The sequence below is a fragment of the Methylobacterium sp. J-026 genome, assembly GCF_022829585.1.
Lineage (GTDB): Bacteria > Pseudomonadota > Alphaproteobacteria > Rhizobiales > Beijerinckiaceae > Methylobacterium.
Genome location: NZ_JAKSYC010000213.1, coordinates 76,892 through 91,787, shown reverse-complemented (window position 1 = coordinate 91,787; position 14,896 = coordinate 76,892). Strand labels below are relative to the sequence as shown.

The window sequence follows — 14,896 nt, the reverse complement described above, 5'->3', positions numbered from 1 at the left end:
CAGTCTGACGACAGGCGCGAACGGCCACGGGTCTTGCCCTCCCCCCTCTGCGGGGGAGGGAGATGCCCTTGTGTCCAGCCGTTGCGCGCGGCCGGATGGGGTGTGTGAATGCGCTAGCCCGTCATGGAGGGGGGACCCGCGCTTCCTTCTGCGGCCGCCGCCCTTCCCCCCAGAGGGGGGGGGGCGCGCGCCGCCCGTGCAGGACAGCGTAAGGTCTCGTCATGTCCCGGTGCCACCGGACCGGCAGGGTAGTCCTGTCCCCCGGCCCGGTCCTGGGCGAGTCTCCCGCTTCACGCTTCCCCGTCTGACCCCAGGCGCGAACGGCCTCGGGTCTTGCCCTCCCCCGCAGAGGGGGGAGGGAGATGCGCTTGTGTCCGGCCGTTGCCCGCGGCCGGATGCGATGTGTGCATCCGGTAGCCCGTACGGGAGAGGGGACCCGCGCTTCCTTCTGCGGCCGCAGCCCTTCCCCCCAGAGGGGGGAGGGAGAGCGCCGCTCATTCATATCAGCGTAAGATCCCGCCATGTCCCTGTTCGATCTGACCGGCAAGGTCGCCCTCGTCACCGGCTCGTCCCGGGGCATCGGGCGGGCGATCGCCCTGCGGATGGCCGAGCACGGCGCCCGGGTGGTGATCTCCTCGCGCAAGCGCGAGGCCTGCGACGCGGTGGTGGCCGAGATCGAGGCCACCCACGGCCCGGGCCGGGCGGTGGCGATCCCGGCCAGCATCTCGGTGAAGGACGAGCTGGAAGCCCTGGTCGAGGAGACCGGGAACCGTCTCGGGCCGGTCGACGTGCTGGTGTGCAATGCCGCCAGCAACCCCTATTACGGGCCGCTCGCCGACATCTCCGACGCGCAGTTCCGCAAGATCCTGGACAACAACGTCCTGTCGAACCACTGGCTGATCCAGAAGGTCGCCCCCGGCATGGTCGCGCGGCGGGACGGGGCGATCATCCTCGTCTCCTCGATCGGGGCGCTCAAAGGTTCGCCCGTGATCGGCGCCTACAACGTCTCGAAGGCCGCCGACCTCCAGCTCGCCCGCAACTATGCGGTGGAATACGGCCCGGCCAACGTCCGGGTGAACTGCCTCTGCCCGGGCCTGATCCGCACCGACTTCGCCCGGGCCTTGTGGGAGGATCCCGAGATGCTGGCGTCTACGACCTCCGCCGCGCCGCTGCGCCGGATCGGCGAGCCCGACGAGATCGCGGGCGCGGCGGTGTTCCTGGCGTCGGCGGCGGGCCGGTTCGTCACCGGTCAGGCGCTGGTGATCGACGGCGGGGTGACGATCGCCCGATGAGCGCCGATCCCCGCCTCCCCGCCGGCTGGCCGGCCCTGCCCTTCCGGGAGGCCGAGGCGCGGCTCACCGCCCCGGGCGCGCCCTTCGCGATCGCGACGATCGACATCCGCGGCGTGCCGACCCGGATCTGGGAGAAGGCCCCGCCGACGCTCCGCGACCTGTTCCGGATCGCTCAAGGCCATGGGGAGAAGACCTTCGTGGTCTACCGCGACGAGCGCGTGACCTTCACGGGCTTTTCCCGCGCCGCGACCAATCTGGCGCGGGCCCTCGCGGAGGCCGGCGTGCGCAAGGGCGACCGGGTCGCCCTCGCCCTGCGCAACCTGCCCGAATGGCCGGTCTGCTACTACGCCGCCCTGCTGGCCGGCGCCATCGCCACGCCGCTCAACGCGTGGTGGACCGGGCCCGAGCTCGCCTACGGGCTCCGGCATTCCGGGGCGCGGGTGCTCATCGCCGACGGCGAGCGCTTCGCCCGGATCGCCCCGCATCTGGCCGAATGCCCGGCCCTGGAGCGCGTCTACACCACCCGAATGGAGCCCGACCCCCGGGCGACGCCGCTGACCGACGTGATCGGCCCGGTGGCGGGTTGGGCCGCCCTCCCCGACGTCGCCGTGCCCGACGTCGCCCTCGACCCGGAGGACGATGCGACCCTGTTCTACACGTCGGGTACCACCGGCAAGCCGAAGGGGGCGGTCGGCACCCACCGGGCGGCCGCCACCACGGTGATGGCCTATCCCTACTCGGCGGCGCGCAGCTGCCTGCGCCGGGGCGAGACGCCCGTGAGGCCCGACCCAGCCGCGCCGCAGCGGGTGGCGCTGCTGGTGATCCCGCTGTTCCACGTCACCGGCTGCCACGCGAGCCTCGGGGCGGCCCTCTACGGTGGCCACCGCCTCGTGATGATGCACCGCTGGGACGCCAACGAGGCCCTCGACCTGATCGAGGCGGAGGGCTGCACCAGCGCGGGCGGGGTCCCGACCATCGCGTGGCAGCTCGCCACGGCGGCCCGGGAGGCGGGCCGGACGCTGCCGAGCCTCGACGCCGTGACCTATGGCGGCGCCCCTGCGGCCGGCGACCTCGTGCGGACCCTGGGCGAGGCCCTGCCGCAGGCCGTCCCCGGCACAGGCTGGGGCATGACCGAGACCTCGGCGACCTTCACCCACCATCAGGCCGAGGATTATCGGGCGCACCCCGATTCCTGCGGCCCGCCCCTGCCGGTCTGCGCGGTGCGGATCGTCGATCCCCTCGGGCGGGACCTGCCGCCGGGGAGCGTCGGCGAGCTCTGCGTGCAGGGGCCGAACGTCGTCCGCGGCTACTGGGACGATCCGAAGGCCACCGCCGAGACGTTCTCCGAAGGCTGGCTGCGCACGGGCGACCTCGCCCGCGCCGACGCTGAGGGTTTTCTGACGATCGTCGACCGGATCAAGGACATGCTGATCCGCGGCGGCGAGAACATCTACTGCTGCGAGGTCGAGAACGTCCTCTACGAACACCCGGACGTGGTCGACGCCGTGGTGCTGCCCGTGCCCCACCCGACGCTGGGCGAGGAGCCCGGCGCCATCGTGGCGCTGGCGGAAGGGGCGAGCGCCGGCCCGGAGGAGATCCGCGCCTTCGCGGCCACCCGGCTCGCGGCCTTCAAGGTGCCGGTGCGGGTGGTGGTCTGGGACGGGCTCCTCCCCCGCAACCCCGCCGGGAAGGTGCTGCGGGCGCCGCTGCGGAAGGTCTTCGCCGCGCCGTCGGATCAGAACGGCTCGCCCTCGTCGTCGGGGTGGTAGACGCGCAGCGACCGCCCGTCCGGGAACTGCACGGTCCGGCGGCGCACCACGAGGTAGCCGGCGGCCTCCGCGCTCCGCAGGCGCTCCAGGCGATCGTCCGCGTAGCCCGGGCCGTAAGCGGAGCCCGGCGCATATCCGTAGGACCGGTAGCGGGCGTAGCCCTCCGCGGGCGGCGGGGGCGGCGCCACGGCGACGAAGCGCGGATCGCGGGCCATCCGGGTCTGGGGCGCGGCGATCCGGACGCGGCGTGGCGCGGCGGCGACCCGCTTGGGCGAGGGAACGGCGGCGTGCGCGACCTTGCGCTCCGGCGCCCGGCGGGCCGCGACCGCCCTTCGCGCGGCCGGAGCCGATCGGGCCTCCTGCGAGGCAGCCGGGGTCGCGGCGGTTGGGGCTGCGGTAACCGGCGCCGCGGCCTTCCGATCCGCGGCCGGCCGCGTCTCGGTGCCCGACTTATGGGCCGGCGGGTCGGTCCAGGTCGAGCCCGCGGCCGGTTCGGCGGACGCGCCTCCGAGGCCGGCGAGCAGGAACAGGGCGACGAGGCTGGTTCGCGCACCGTGCGGCATGGTGCCCTCCTGGGATCGCGGCGCGCCGGACAGGCCCGCGGGGCGGCGCGACAATAGATCGAACCGCGATCCGGGGAAATCACGCCGATCCATTTCTGCGGGGATTGGCGAGACTCTGTCTCTATCGGTAACCCGTGGTCTCCGGAGACAGGCCCGCGCGCGAAAAGCCTGCGGCCGCGCGGTCGCGCCGGGGGGCGGAACCCCGGGCTCCGCGCGCGGTTGCCCCGCCATGTCCGCCTCCGCCGATGCGCCACCCGGCTCCCCACCCGGCCTGCGGGTGAGCGTCGATCTCAACCTCTGCCAGGCCTATGCCCAGTGCTGCTACGCGGCGCCGCGGCATTTCCGCATCGAGGGGCACGAGGCCCTCTATTACGATCCCGCCCCCGCCGCGCAGGACCGGGACGATATCGAGCGGGCGCGCGTCGCCTGCCCGGTCCAGGCCATCCGGGTCGAAGATCCGGAGCGGCGCGGCTGATGGCACGCACCTCCGAGCGGGCGGTGATCGTCGGCGCCGGCCTCGCGGCCCTGCGCGGCGCCGAGGCGATGCGGGCAGCCGGGTTTTCGGGTCCGCTGGCGGTGATCGGCGCCGAGCCGCATTATCCCTACGACCGGCCGCCGCTTTCCAAGCACGTCCTCGCCGGCGCGATCCCGGCGGACGCCACGACCCTGCCGGGCATCCACGGCCTGGACGCCGACTGGCATCTCGGCAACCCCGCAATCGGCCTCGACCGCGGGCGCCGGGCCGTGCTGCTCGCCGACGGGCGTGACCTCCCCTACGACCGCCTGCTGATCGCCACCGGCACCCGCGCCCGCCCGTGGCCGAACCCCCACGAGGGGCGCCTGGCGGGGGTCTTCACCCTCCGCGGCCGCGACGATGCCGCGGCCCTGCGCCGGGCCCTTGCGGCGGGGCCGCGCCGGGTGCTGGTGATCGGCGGCGGCTTCATCGGCTGCGAGGTCGCCAGCCTGTGCCGGAAGCTCGGCCTGCCGGTGACCCTGGTCGAGCCCGGCCCGACGCCGCTCGCCCGCGTTCTCGGCAGCACCGTCGGGGCGTTCATCGGGGCGATCCACGCGGGTCACGGCGTCGAGATCCGGTGCGGCGCCGAGGTCGAGTGGCTGGAGGATGCCGAGGGACGCCTGGTGCGCGCCCATCTCGTCGACGGCAGTCGCATCGACGCGGATGTCGCCGTCATCGCGCTGGGTGCCGTCCGCAACACCGAGTGGCTCGACGGGTCCGGGCTGTCGGCCGATCCCGGCGGGGTCGATTGCGACGCCTCCGGGCACGTCCACGACACGGACGGGCAGACCGACCCGCGCATCGCCGCCGCCGGCGACGTGGCGCGCTTCTCCCACCCGCTCTACGAGGGGCGGCGCGTCGCCCTGGAGCATTGGAGCCACGCGGCCGCCCAGGCCGTCCATGCCGGCCGGCTGCTCGCGGGCACGCCCCCCGGGGAGCCCTACGGCGCCCTGCCGACCTTCTGGTCGACGCAAGGGGACCTCGTGGTCAAGTCCGCTGGCCTGACCGAGGGCGCCGACGCGGTGGCGATCACCCAGGGCGACCCCGCCGCGGGCCGATTCATCGCCCTTTACGGCCGCGCCGGGCGCTGCATCGCGGCCCTGTCGGTGGATTCGGCCCGGTGGCTGCCGGCCCATGCCGAGATGGTGGCGGCCGGTGCGCCGTTCCCGCCCCACGGGGCCGCGGCCGACCGACCGAAGGCGATCAAGATCCTCGAGCCGGGCTTTTCCTGAGAGACCGCATGCCCGACGCCAGCCTCCTCGGTCAGGTCAAGGATTTCGCCAATCGGGCGAACCCCTACCCCGTCTACGCGAAGCTGCGGGAGACCCCCGTCTCGCGCCAGGACGACGGCACCGGGGACGGGACCTGGGTGGCAGCGACCCACGACACCATCGCGCGCCTGCTCCAGGATCCGCGGGTCAGCTCCGACACCCAGCCCCCGGCCGACCGGCCGCGCACCGGCAACCCGCTCACCGACCTGATCGTCAAGCCGCTCAAGGACTGGATGATGGACCGGCACCGGGTCTTCATCTTCCGGGATCCGCCGGACCACGATGCCCTGCGCGCGGCGGTGATGCACCAGTTCTCCCGGGAGCGCGTCCAGGCGATGCGCGCCCGCTCCGACCGGCTGGTGGCCGACCTGCTCGACGCGAAAAGCGGCGCCCGGGAGATAGACGCCGTCGACGACCTCGCCTACCCGCTGCCGGTTACGGTGATCTGCGAATTGTTCGGCGTGCCCCGGGAGGACGAGCCGAAGTTCCACGGATGGGCGACGCAGCTCGCCACCGCGCTGGAGCCCGACAGCCTGTCCGATACCGAGATCCGTGCCAAGAACAGCCGGACCTTCGACGCTATCGGCGGCTACATGGCCGACCTGATCAAGGACAAGCGCAAGCACCCGCGGGACGACATGCTCTCGGGCCTGGCCAACCACGCCACCCCCGAGGGCGCGAAGATGGGCGATTACGATCTGGTCGCCACCTCGATCCTGATGCTGGTGGCCGGCCACGAGACCACCGTGAACCTCATCACCAACGGCCTGCTCACCCTGCTGCGGCATCCGGACGAGCTGGAGCGCCTGCGGCAGGATCCGCTGCGCGCCCCGCGGGTGATCGAGGAGCTGATGCGCTACGAGCCGCCGGTGCAGTTCCGGACCCGCCGAACGCTGTCGGCCATCGACATCGCGGGGGTCACGATCCCCAAGGCCGCCGACCTCGTGCTGCTGCTCGCCTCCGGCAACCGCGACGCGGCCGTGTTCCCGGATCCCGACCGGTTCGATCCGGACCGCACTGGCACCCGCCATCTCGGCTTCGGCGGCAGCCTGCATTACTGCGTCGGCGCGCCGCTCGCCCGGTTCGAGGCCGAGGCGGCGCTCACCGCCCTCGCCGCCCGGCTGAAGGCGCCGCGCCTCATCGAGGACCCGCCGCCCTACCGGCCGGGCGCCGCCCTGCGCGGGCCGGAGCATCTGCGGGTGGCGATCGACGGGATCGCGTGAGCGGCGTCGCGCCGGCGCCGAGGCCGCGTCTCCGCCTGCTCAGGCGTCCCGCTTGCGGGGCCATCATCACGCCGTCCGCGTCTGAGGAGCGGGGGGACGCGCCTGTGGATCGCTGCCCTCAGACCGTGATCTCCACCGGCGTCCCGTCCGGCATGGCGACGATCGCCTCGTAGAAGCCGTCCCCGGTCCAGCGGGGTGGCGACACGAGGCATCCCCCGTCCGCACACCGTTCGGCCAACGCGTCCACCGCCGCGATGCAGCCCAGCGAGATGGCCACGTGCGCCCAGCCGACGTGGTCCGGACCCGGCCCGTCCTCGACCCAGGGTCCGGTCATCAGCTCGATATGCGCGCCCGGCCCGGGGAGCGTCACGAACCGCGACACGAATCCCGGCCGGCGCCGGCTGTGGTACGGCGCGCCGACCTCGGCACCGAAATACGCCCTCCAGAACGCGGCGGCCGCGTCGAGGTCCTGCGTCCACAGGGCCACGTGGGCGAAGCGCATCGATCGGTTCCTGGATGAGGCGGTGCCGAACCGGCCGGCTCCGCGGCCGGGTTGCTGGATTCGAACCGTGTCCGTTCGGGTCGACGCTGTCCACCACTCCAGGGTTGCGGTGCCGACCCGCCAGTTCGCGGAAACGCCGTCAGGCAGCCTTGACCGCGTCGAGGAAGGTCGACACCTCCTGCCCGAGCCGCGCGGAGTAGCGCGCCAGCTCCTGCGCGGCGCTCAGGACCTGGCCCGAGGCCCTCCCCGTCTCGCCCGCCGCCTTCCGCACGTCGTCGATATCTGCGCTCACCGCCTGCGTGCCCTGGGCCGCCTGCGAGACGTTCCGGACGATCTCGCTGGTCGCCGCCCCCTGCTCCTCCATGGCGGCGGCCACCCCGAGCGCCACCGTGCGCATCGCGTCGATCGTGCCGCCGATCGTCCGCATCGACTCGACCGCGTGCCGGGCCTCCCCCTGGATCGCCGCGATCTGGCCGGCGATGGTCTCGGTGGCCTTGGCGGTCTGCGCGGCCAGCGCCTTCACCTCGCCCGCCACCACGGCGAAGCCCTTGCCGGCCTCCCCGGCCCGGGCGGCCTCGATGGTCGCGTTGAGGGCCAGAAGGTTGGTCTGCCCGGCGATCCCGGCGATCAGCCCCATCACCTCGTTGATCTGTTCCGTCCCCCGGGACAGGACCTGCATCAGCGCGTTCGTGCGGGCCACATCCGTGCTGGCGCGGTCGGCCATCGTGGAGGATTGGGCGACGCGGGCGGCGATCTCCTGGATCGAGGCGGACATCTCCTCGCTGGCGGCCGCCACCGTCTGGACGTTGCTCGAGGTCTGCTCGGAGGCCGCGCTCACGCGCACGGATTGCTCGGTGGTGCGCGCGGCGGTGCGGGTCATCTCCCGGGCGGTGGCCTCCATCTCCACGGCGGCCGTGGCCAGCCCCTGCGTCAGGGCGCTCACCTGCGCGTCGAACCGGACGGTGACCTCGTCCAGCACCTGCGCCCGGCGCATCTTCGCGGCGTTCTCCACCACGGTCGCCGCGTCGGCGGCGCGCTTGGCGATCATCGCGTCCTTGAACACCTGCACGGCCCGGGCCATCGCGCCGACCTCGTCGCCGCGCTGCTGATCCCCGACCGCGACCGCGAGATCCCCGTCCGCGAGGCCGCGCATCGCCGCGGTCAGCCGGCCGATTGGGCGCGACAGGCTGTTGCCGATGAGCAGGAGCAGCGCCAGGACCGGAATCGCGAGGCCCGCCGACCAGAGCGCGATCGTGATCGCGCGGCCGCGGACGGCCTCCTGCACGTCGTCGCGATAAAGACCGGTGGCGACGATCCAGCCCCAGGGCTTGAACATCTGCACGCTCGCGACCTTCTCGACCGGCACCGTCCCGCCCGCCCGCGGCTTCAGGTAGTCCACGAAACCCGACCCGTCGCGCCGGGCGGTCTCGACCATCTCGGCGAAGTAGCGCTTGCCGCCGGGGATGTCGGTCTGATCCAGCACCTGCTTGCCGACATTCTTGGCGTTGAAGGCGTTGGCGATCAGCCGTCCGTCGGAGGCGAGGACGAAGAAATAGTCGTCGTTGCCGAAACGCAGGGCGCTGATCGCCCCCAGGGCCGCCTGCTGCGCGGCGTCGAGGGGCATCCGGCCCGAGGTGGCCAACCCCTCGTAATGGGCGAGCAGGCTCTGCGCCACATCGGTGAGCCGGCGCGTCATGAGCGCCCGATCCTCCAGGGCCGATGTCCGCGTGTCGACGAAGCTCAGGGCGCTCAGGGCGCCCATGGCCAGGACCATGAGGGCCATCACCGCCGCCAGCTTGTGGCGCAGCTTGAGCGTCGCGAGGCTCCGCCGCGGCGCGACGCGGTCGGCGGGGGGGCTGTCTGTCTGCGTGGAGGTCATCCGAGCACCGAACGGGACGGCAAGGGCCGCCGGAACGCCTGTCGCGCGCCGGTCCCGGGGGACGACGCACTGCACCATCGTAGGGTCGTCCGATAAGGTTAGTAAATGGCAAACAACGCCGGGCAACCTCAGCGATTGTTGCCTGAAGATCGTCCTATTGGCCTATCGCACAGATCGTACGGAAGCTTTTCGAAGATCCGCGCGCATGGCAGCGTTTGAATATTGAGCCCCTATCCCGGCGCGGCGACCGCCCCGCGGGACGCCGCTATCGACCGGTTTCAGACCTCGACCCGGTAATGGATCGGCTTGAAGCTGCCGTTGTTCGATTGCAGGGCCGAGCAGGCGGTCAAGCCGATGATCAGGTCGGTCTCGGCGACGAACACGATCCTGTCTCCGGCCCGACTCAAGGGCGGCGCGACGGTGAGCGCTCCGGTCGCCCCGTCGATCGGCACGTTCATGAAGCAGTTGAACGCGACCGGGATCGCGTCCGGCGCGATGCCGTAGGGGGCGAGCGCCGCCGCCAGATTGCCGAAGCAGCCGCGATGGGGGTCGGTGTCGCCGTAGATGATCCGGAACGTGTCGGCCGAACACGGAGTCAGCAGGAAATCGTGGCGCCCGACCGTGTCCTCGACGATGCGCAGGAGCACGTTCGAGCGGTTGGAATAGAGTGGGTCGCCGGTGGTGAGGTAGATCCGGCTGGCGTAATCGAGGGTCCGCCCGGAGGAGATCACCTCGCCCGTGTCGTGGCGGTTGTAGGCGACGAGGTCGGCCACCTGCTCGCCGCGGGGGTCGATCACCGTCAGGCGCTGCCCCCGGTCGAGGGTGAAGGCGACGCCGGAGCGCGGCTCGATCTGCTGAACGTCCGCCCGGTCCATGATGTCTCCGCTCCCGCCGCCCGTCTGCCGGCAACGCCGCTGGCGCTGCCGCGATCCGATGCATCAGCCGCCATTCGCCGGGAAGAGGCCGTCGAGCGACAGGGCCGGGGGATGCCACGCGTCCGTGGCTGCAGCGTCGGGCGCCGCGGGGCGGCCCTGCATCGGGCAGCGCCAATCGGCCCCGACCACGCGGCCGCTATACTGGCGGGCCTCCGAGGTTTCGCCGTGGCGCGCCAGCATCGGGTTGAGGCTGCCGGCCAGGGCCTCGTCGCGCTCCAGGATCGAGGCGCGCAGCTTCTCGTAGCGGCCCTCGGCGCGCAGCCGCTCGAATTGCGCGTGCAGATTGAAGACCAGCACGGGCGAGGAGAAGCACCGCGCCGGGCGGCTCGCGTTGGGGTGAAGGCCGACCACGAAAAACGCTTCGCCGCCGAAGCTCAGGGAGAAATGCGAGTTATCCGGATCGTCCGCCACCCGGGAATCGTGCGGCTGGCCGAGCCAGGCATCCTTGTCGGTGAGGGATTGCGCGCGCGCCCAGAGGTTGCGCTCGAAGCCCTCCTCCGAGAGGTCGCCCGGGCCCTCGAAGACGACGGCGAAGCTCTGGAACAGGTCCGGCTGCAGGCGGTAGCGCGCCACGAAGGCGAGCAGCGCCGGGTAGATCCGCATATCGTCCCAACCGGAGGTGATGTCCCGGGCTACCACGATCGTCATCCGGCCGCGCGACAGCGCCGACTTGGCGCCGACGCAGGGAAAGGGCGGGTTGCGGATGAACTCGCGGAAGGCCTCGGCACGGGGGTGCTCTCGGTCGTCGCGGGGAAACTGCATGCGGTCGGTGCTCATGTTCTGCGCAAGGCTGCCGCGGGAGAAGGCAGCCCATGTGCGGGACTCCGGCAACCCGACACCCGTGCAGTCGTTCCGGCCTGCGACAGGTCGTCCGTGGATAAGGTGAATCCATCCGCGGGGCGGAAAGGATTTTCCCGGGCGAGACAAGATCACCGATAGATCTGCGCCGCGCGATAAACATAGATCAAGTTGTGGAAGACTCGGTCATCCGGCTGCGAGGCGGAATTTTGCTGCCGCGTGCCGGGTCGAGATCGGGATCCCCCGAGACGGATTCGGGTCAGCGCCGTCCCGCCGCGCACGCGCCGCGATGCGCCGCCGCCGCAGCCCCGAACGCCTCGAACAGCGCCCGGTTGATCGGGTTCGTCGCCGGATCGTGCTCGGCATGCCACTGCACCCCGAGGGCGAACCCCGCCGCATCGCGGATCCGGATCGCCTCCACGGTCTCGTCCTCGGCGACGCCCTCGATCACCACCCGCGCCCCCGGCTCCAGGATGCCCTGGCCGTGTAGGGAATTCACCCGGATCGTCTCCCGCCCGATCAGCCGCGCGAAGGTGCCGCCGGGCGTCAGGCGGACCGCGTGGCGGTCGGCGAAGATCAACTCCAGATCCGGGTGGATCTCGCCATTCTCCAGGCGCGGCATCCGGTGGTTGAGCCGGCCGGGGAGCTCGCGGATCTCCGGATGCAGGCTGCCGCCGAAGGCCACGTTCATCTCCTGGAAGCCGCGGCAGATGCCGAACAGCGGCACGCCGCGGGCCACGCAGGCCTCGATCAGCGGCAGCGCCACGGCGTCGCGGGCCTCGTCGTAGGGTTCGTGCGCCGCGCAGGGCTCGGCCCCGAACCGGGTCGGGTGGACATTGGCGCGGCCGCCGGTCAGCAGGACGCCGTCCACCGTGTCGAGGAGGTCGCCGAGATCGGTGATCGCCGGGGCGGCGGCGAACATCAGCGGCAGGACGCCGGCCACCGTGGCCAGCGCCCGCATGTTGTTCTCGCCGACGATCTGCGCCGGGAACCGGTTGTCGAGCAGGCGCGCGTTGCCGATGACGCCGATCACGGGTCTCGCCATCGTTCCGGCTGCTCCTTCCCGGCCTGGCCGCGGGTCCTGTCCCGTGCGGCTGGCTCTACGACCCTGGCAAGGCCGGCGCCAGTCCCCGCGTTCAGAGCAGGCCGATGGCCTTCGCCTCCGCCCGCAGCGCCTCGGCGACCTGCGCGGGTGCCTCCTCGTGCGCCAGGTGACCCAGGCCCCGGATCAGCGCCACGCGGGCGTCGGGCAGGCGGTCGCGCACCGCGAAGGCGGTGTCCGGCAGGATCGCCCGGTCGTCGCCGCCGACGATCAGCAGGGTGCGGGTCGCGAGCCCCGGCAGCGCCCGGTGCAGGCCCGCGAGGTCCCAGTTCGCCATCATGCCCAACGCCCCCCGGACATGGCCGGCCCGGGCGAAGAGCCGCCGGTACAGCTCGACGCCCTGCGGGTCGAGGCGCGAGCCGGTCCCCTCGATCAGCCGCTTGGCCGCCGACCGGTCCGCCGTCCAGGCGAAGATCTTCGGGGTGAACGGGTTGAGGAACAGGAGCCGCGCCATGCTGGGGAACAGCAGGCTGGCCGCCCCGGGCAGCGGCGCCAGGGCACCGTTGAAGGCGGCCAGCAGCCGGGGCGCGATGGCGCCGTCGAGGCACATCCGCGCCAGCACCGCCGCACCGGCCGAGTGGCCCGCCGCCACCACCGGCGGTCGCCCGAGCGCCGCCACGAGGCCCGCCACCGCCCGGGCCATGCCGGGCAGCGACAGGTCGGCATCCGGCAGCGGATCGGTGAACCCGTGGCCCGGCAGGTCCGGGGCGGTCACGAAGAAATCCTCGGCCAGGAGCGGCGCGAGCCCGCGCCAGGAATGGGTCGCCGCCCCGGTTCCGTGCAGCAGCAGCAGGGCCGGCGCCTCGGGGCGGCCGAATTCCTGGACGTGCCAGCGCAGGCCCGCCGCCTCGACGAAGCGGCTCGCCGCCCGGTGCGGCCAGTCCCGGCCATCCACCGCCCAGTCCGGACGGTCCGCATCGCGGAGATTCAGCACCGGCCGCCATCCTGCATTGCACCAAAGCCAGCCCAGGTTCGGAGGCCTGCGCTATCGTGCTGTGTTGGAAGTATTTCGTAACATACTGTAAAAGCATGCAGAAACCGCATGCCACCGCTGCCGGAAACCGGATTGCTGCGTCGCAGCAAAAACGGCATCACGGATGCGAGAGCTGACCCTGCACAGCGCGCACCACTGGAACCGGCCATGATCGTCTTCACCTCCTCCACCGAGCACTTCGCCGCCTCGACCCCGGGCCGCTGGACGTTCCGCGGCCTGTTCCGCGAGATGCTGAACGCCTGGATGTCCCACAACCAGCGCGTGGCCGATATCGGCGCCGGCATCCATCTCTGACCAGAGTTCGACGGCGTTCGTTGAACCGGGCCATCGCGATGCTCAGAGTGCGGCCCGCACGGCCGCGCTGAGCCGCCCGGCATCGGCGCGCGGCAGGATCAGATAGCGGGCGGCCATGGCCTCGGCGACCGCGCGCGCGCCTTCGCCACGGGCGCCGGTATCGATCACCAGGGCCGGCAGCCCGGCCGCACGGAGCGCGCGGGCCGCCTGCAGGGCCTCGGCCCCGGCGCGGGCCCGTCCGCCCTCCCCCGATCGCGCGACGTTGGCGCGCCCATCCGTCAGCAGCACGATCACCGGGCGGCTGCCGGTCCGGCGCACCCCCAGTGCCACGCCGAGCGCCGCGTCGATCCCCGCCGCGAGCGGCGTCCCGCCCCCGCCCGGCAGCCCCGAGAGCCCGCGCTTCGCCCGGGTCAGGGAGCGGGTCGGCGGCAGGACCAGCTCCGCGCCGGTCCCGCGGAAGGCCACCAAAGCCACCCGGTCGCGCCGGACATAGGCCTCGGCCAGCAGCAGCTCGACCGCACCCTTGGCCTCGGCCAACCGCTCCAGGGCGGCCGAGCCGGAGGCGTCGACGCAGAACACCGTCGTGGTCTCGGTCCGCTGCCGCAGGATCCGGATCCGCAGGTCGTCCCGCCGCACCACGAGGCGGCGGGTCTCCTCCCCCCCGCGCCGCAGGGCCTGCCAGGGCGCAGCCGCCCGCAGGGTCGCGAGCAGATCGAGGCGCCCGCGCCGCGGGTCGCCCCGGCGGCTGCCGATCGGGCGGCCGGTCCGCGCCGCCGCGAATTGACCCGCCCGCCCGGCCTTCGCGGCCGAGAGACGCGCCCCCCCCGCCATCAGCTGATCGAGCAGCCCCGCCGGGATCGCGGCGCGCACCGCCTCGAGCACGCACGCGTCGGCCGGTTCGGCCTCGGCCGGCTCGGCCGCGTCCGGCGCGTCCCGGTCCTCCGCGGGGGGCGGGGGCGGCGCCTCCGCCTCCTCCGTCCGCGGCTCCTCGGGCGTGGGCAGGCGCGTGGCGCGCGGGGCCAGGACCAGGCGGGCCGCCGCGGTGATCTCCGCCGTGCCGACCGGGCGATCCGCCGCGAGCCATCGCGCCACGCGGGCTGCCAGGATCGGCCCGCGCAGGGAGTCGACACCGAGCGCCTCCGCCAGCCGGCACAGGGTGCCGAGCGGGTCGGGCTCCGCGGCCGCGTCGGGCTCGGCGTCGGCGGGGGCGGCGTCGCAATCGCCGATCCCGACGCCGCCGAGATCGATCCGGAAGGCGAGACGGTCGGCCAGGGCCTCGGCGACGGTCTCGTCCGCCTCGCCCTCGTCGAGGAGGATCAGGCCGAACCGTGCCGGCCGGTCCGACGCGGTGCCGGTGTCGAGGGCGGCGGCGAGCCGGGAGGCGGTGCCGGGCGGCAGGCGCTCGGCCATGGGCACGACGACGATCCCGCCATCGGCCTGCGCCAGCAGGCCGGCCCGGGTGATCGCGCGGCCGGCCGCCAGGGTCGCGGCGAGGTCGAGGCCGCCGAGCAGGCTGTCATCGCCGATCGCGGGCGGCAGGCGCCGCCAGGGTGTCCCGGGCGGGAGCGCGGCGCGCAGGGTTTCGAGCCAGCGCTCGCGGACCGGACCGGGCGGCGCTCGGACGACCGCACCGCCGAAGGCGGCCGGATCGGCGGCGAGCAGCAAGGCGGCACAATGAGCGTCGGTCCAAACGCCCGGCGCGCTCCCTCCCCCCTCTGTAGGGGAGGGTGCCCCCCGAAGGGGGTCGGGAGAGGGGAACC

14 protein-coding genes are annotated in these 14,896 nt (G+C 73.2%); 6 read left to right on the top strand and 8 right to left on the bottom strand.

Translation table 11 applies throughout. The features are described from left to right. Positions 1-521: 521 nt before the first annotated feature. Positions 522-1,292, top strand: a complete 771-nt coding sequence (locus MKK69_RS19355) for an SDR family NAD(P)-dependent oxidoreductase (RefSeq protein WP_243970515.1) — start codon at positions 522-524, stop codon at positions 1,290-1,292. Next, positions 1,289-3,061: a class I adenylate-forming enzyme family protein gene (locus MKK69_RS19350; RefSeq protein WP_243970513.1), complete on the top strand. Its 1,773-nt coding sequence runs from the start codon at positions 1,289-1,291 to the stop codon at positions 3,059-3,061. Before MKK69_RS19355 ends, MKK69_RS19350 begins: the two co-directional genes overlap by 4 nt. Here the strand turns inward: MKK69_RS19350 and MKK69_RS19345 are convergent. Further along, positions 3,028-3,624 (bottom strand): hypothetical protein, encoded by a 597-nt coding sequence (locus MKK69_RS19345; RefSeq protein ID WP_243970511.1) that lies wholly within the window; start codon positions 3,622-3,624, stop codon positions 3,028-3,030. The two genes, MKK69_RS19350 and MKK69_RS19345, sit on opposite strands and share 34 nt — an antisense overlap. 229 nt (positions 3,625-3,853) lie before the next feature. Here MKK69_RS19345 and MKK69_RS19340 point away from each other — a divergent pair, with 229 nt between their 5' ends. Genes MKK69_RS19340 through MKK69_RS19330 form a run of 3 tightly spaced genes read left to right on the top strand, consistent with a single transcriptional unit; the run spans position 3,854 to position 6,632 of the window. After that, positions 3,854-4,099 carry a ferredoxin gene (locus MKK69_RS19340; RefSeq protein WP_243970509.1) on the top strand — a complete coding sequence of 82 codons (246 nt, stop codon included), beginning with the start codon at positions 3,854-3,856 and terminating at the stop codon, positions 4,097-4,099. Then, the gene (locus MKK69_RS19335) at positions 4,099-5,370 is read left to right on the top strand and encodes an NAD(P)/FAD-dependent oxidoreductase (protein WP_243970507.1); all 1,272 of its coding nucleotides are present in this window, start codon (positions 4,099-4,101) and stop codon (positions 5,368-5,370) included. The genes MKK69_RS19340 and MKK69_RS19335 overlap by 1 nt, the downstream gene beginning before the upstream one ends. A gap of 8 nt (positions 5,371-5,378) precedes the next feature. Then, a complete protein-coding gene (locus tag MKK69_RS19330; protein WP_243970506.1) occupies positions 5,379-6,632 on the top strand; it encodes a cytochrome P450 in 1,254 nt (417 codons plus the stop codon). Between the two features lie 118 nt (positions 6,633-6,750). Here MKK69_RS19330 and MKK69_RS19325 read toward each other — a convergent pair whose 3' ends face one another. The 6 genes from MKK69_RS19325 to bchO all read right to left on the bottom strand — a co-directional run bounded on the left by MKK69_RS19325 (position 6,751) and on the right by bchO (position 12,782). Beyond that, positions 6,751-7,134 (bottom strand): VOC family protein, encoded by a 384-nt coding sequence (locus MKK69_RS19325; protein WP_243970504.1) that lies wholly within the window; start codon positions 7,132-7,134, stop codon positions 6,751-6,753. Between the two features lie 139 nt (positions 7,135-7,273). Beyond that, positions 7,274-9,013: a methyl-accepting chemotaxis protein gene (locus tag MKK69_RS19320; RefSeq protein ID WP_243970501.1), complete on the bottom strand. Its 1,740-nt coding sequence runs from the start codon at positions 9,011-9,013 to the stop codon at positions 7,274-7,276. A 278-nt stretch (positions 9,014-9,291) separates the two neighbouring features. Then, complete coding sequence (locus MKK69_RS19315) at positions 9,292-9,888, bottom strand: DUF1989 domain-containing protein (RefSeq protein WP_243970500.1); 597 nt, start codon at positions 9,886-9,888, stop codon at positions 9,292-9,294. 63 nt (positions 9,889-9,951) lie between these two features. After that, positions 9,952-10,710: a guanitoxin biosynthesis heme-dependent pre-guanitoxin N-hydroxylase GntA gene (gene gntA / locus MKK69_RS19310; protein WP_243970497.1), complete on the bottom strand. Its 759-nt coding sequence runs from the start codon at positions 10,708-10,710 to the stop codon at positions 9,952-9,954. A 295-nt stretch (positions 10,711-11,005) separates the two neighbouring features. Further along, positions 11,006-11,791, bottom strand: coding sequence for a gamma-glutamyl-gamma-aminobutyrate hydrolase family protein (locus MKK69_RS19305; RefSeq protein ID WP_243970495.1), 786 nt, complete (start codon positions 11,789-11,791; stop codon positions 11,006-11,008). A gap of 91 nt (positions 11,792-11,882) precedes the next feature. Continuing rightward, positions 11,883-12,782 (bottom strand): alpha/beta fold hydrolase BchO, encoded by a 900-nt coding sequence (gene bchO / locus MKK69_RS19300; RefSeq protein WP_243970493.1) that lies wholly within the window; start codon positions 12,780-12,782, stop codon positions 11,883-11,885. Positions 12,783-12,989: 207 nt separating this feature from the next. Between bchO and MKK69_RS19295 the strand changes: the two genes are divergently transcribed. Beyond that, on the top strand, positions 12,990-13,136 hold the full coding sequence (locus MKK69_RS19295) for a hypothetical protein (RefSeq protein WP_243970491.1): 147 nt from the start codon (positions 12,990-12,992) through the stop codon (positions 13,134-13,136). 42 nt (positions 13,137-13,178) lie between these two features. Here MKK69_RS19295 and MKK69_RS19290 read toward each other — a convergent pair whose 3' ends face one another. After that, positions 13,179-14,801, bottom strand: a complete 1,623-nt coding sequence (locus tag MKK69_RS19290; RefSeq protein WP_243970489.1) for a magnesium chelatase subunit D — start codon at positions 14,799-14,801, stop codon at positions 13,179-13,181. Positions 14,802-14,896: the final 95 nt, after the last annotated feature.

Excerpts from the sequence above, each read along its gene's own strand:
- MKK69_RS19355 (WP_243970515.1), top strand. The coding sequence starts at position 522 with ATGTCCCTGTTCGATCTGACCGGCAAGGTCGCCCTCGTCACCGGCTCG.
- MKK69_RS19350 (WP_243970513.1), top strand. The coding sequence starts at position 1,289 with ATGAGCGCCGATCCCCGCCTCCCCGCCGGCTGGCCGGCCCTGCCCTTC.
- MKK69_RS19345 (WP_243970511.1), bottom strand. The coding sequence starts at position 3,624 with ATGCCGCACGGTGCGCGAACCAGCCTCGTCGCCCTGTTCCTGCTCGCC.
- MKK69_RS19340 (WP_243970509.1), top strand. The coding sequence starts at position 3,854 with ATGTCCGCCTCCGCCGATGCGCCACCCGGCTCCCCACCCGGCCTGCGG.
- MKK69_RS19335 (WP_243970507.1), top strand. The coding sequence starts at position 4,099 with ATGGCACGCACCTCCGAGCGGGCGGTGATCGTCGGCGCCGGCCTCGCG.
- MKK69_RS19330 (WP_243970506.1), top strand. The coding sequence starts at position 5,379 with ATGCCCGACGCCAGCCTCCTCGGTCAGGTCAAGGATTTCGCCAATCGG.
- MKK69_RS19325 (WP_243970504.1), bottom strand. The coding sequence starts at position 7,134 with ATGCGCTTCGCCCACGTGGCCCTGTGGACGCAGGACCTCGACGCGGCC.
- MKK69_RS19320 (WP_243970501.1), bottom strand. The coding sequence starts at position 9,013 with ATGACCTCCACGCAGACAGACAGCCCCCCCGCCGACCGCGTCGCGCCG.
- MKK69_RS19315 (WP_243970500.1), bottom strand. The coding sequence starts at position 9,888 with ATGGACCGGGCGGACGTTCAGCAGATCGAGCCGCGCTCCGGCGTCGCC.
- gntA (WP_243970497.1), bottom strand. The coding sequence starts at position 10,710 with ATGCAGTTTCCCCGCGACGACCGAGAGCACCCCCGTGCCGAGGCCTTC.
- MKK69_RS19305 (WP_243970495.1), bottom strand. The coding sequence starts at position 11,791 with ATGGCGAGACCCGTGATCGGCGTCATCGGCAACGCGCGCCTGCTCGAC.
- MKK69_RS19295 (WP_243970491.1), top strand. The coding sequence starts at position 12,990 with ATGATCGTCTTCACCTCCTCCACCGAGCACTTCGCCGCCTCGACCCCG.